The organism is Streptomyces sp. NPDC029122 (assembly GCF_055569445.1).
The window spans coordinates 1-1,302 of sequence record NZ_JBVHWK010000067.1; the positions used below are offsets into that span (position 1 = coordinate 1).

Annotated in this window: 1 protein-coding gene; it reads left to right on the forward strand. The window is 68.0% G+C overall.

Going from position 1 to position 1,302, the window contains the following annotated elements; all coding sequences use genetic code 11:
* The first annotated feature begins 45 nt into the window (after positions 1 to 45).
* The gene (locus tag ACZ4WZ_RS33910; RefSeq protein ID WP_467896963.1) at positions 46 to 1,263 is read left to right on the forward strand and encodes an IS30 family transposase; all 1,218 of its coding nucleotides are present in this window, start codon (positions 46 to 48) and stop codon (positions 1,261 to 1,263) included.
* Positions 1,264 to 1,302 lie beyond the last annotated feature (39 nt).

A 1,302-nucleotide genomic window follows, 5' to 3' on the forward strand; every position in this document is an offset into this window, starting at 1 on the left:
CTTGGGTTCTAGGAGTCGTCGCAACACCCCAGCTCAAGGGGTGCGATGGAGTTCGAGATCCGCAAGGTGCGGACGGTGGCCCAAGGCCGTAGGAAGCTGGTCCGTGAGCGGGAGGAATACTTCCGGCTCATGGACCAGGGCCTGAGCAGTTCCGAAGCGTGCAGACGTGTAGGAATCAACCTCCGGACGGGCAAGCGATGGCGTAACGGTCGCCGCCCGTCGGGCGTGCAGAAGGCGGCAGTACCGGTTCGTCCGGTGTTGCCGCCTTCTGGTGCATCCCGGTACCTGGGCGAGGCCGACCGGATCCACATAGCCGACCGCGTGCGGGACAAGGCCACCATCAGGGCGATCGCGAGCGAGTTGGGCCGCAGCCCGTCGACCGTCAGCCGGGAGATCCGCCGCAACCGGCACCCTGAAAACGGCCAGTACCGGCCCTTTGCCGCCCAGGCCCGGGCAGATAACCGCCGGCCCCGGCCCAAGCCGCGGAAGATCAGCCAGAACCCCGAGCTGCGGGCAGCGGTCCAGGCCGGCCTGGACGAGCTGTGGAGCCCGGAGCAGATCTGCCACGCTCTGCGGGCACAGTTCCCGAACCGGCCGGAGATGCACGTGGTCCACGAAACCGTCTACCAGGCCCTCTACGTGCAAGGACGCGGCGAACTACGCCGAGAACTCGCCGGAGCCCTGCGGACCGGACGGGCCCGCCGCAAACCCCACCGCCAGGCCCAGCAGCGTCAGCCCCGCTTCGTCGACCCCATGGTCATGATCAGTGAACGTCCCGCCGAGGCAGAGGACCGGGCGGTGCCCGGACACTGGGAGGGCGACCTGATCATCGGCAAGGACAACGGGTCCGCGATCGGCACCCTGGTCGAACGCGCCACCCGCTACGTGATGCTCCTCCACCTGCCGAACGGACGAGGCGCCGAAGCCGTCCGCGACGCACTCCAGGAAACTGTCCAGCGCCTGCCCGACCACCTGAAACGATCCCTGACCTGGGACCAGGGCTCGGAGATGAGCCGCCACCACGAGTTCACCGTCGCCACCGACATCCCGGTCTACTTCTGCGACCCGGCCAGCCCCTGGCAGCGCGGCTCGAACGAGAACACCAACGGCCTGCTGCGGCAGTACTTTCCCAAGGGCACCGACCTGGCCGTCCACAGCCGCGAACACCTCGACGCCGTCGCCGCCCAGCTCAACGGCCGCCCACGCAAAACGCTCGGCTGGGAAACCCCAGCCGAGCGTTTGCATAAACTCCTCGCGGCCTGATCAACCGACCACGTGTTGCCACGACCCCTAGAAACCGCC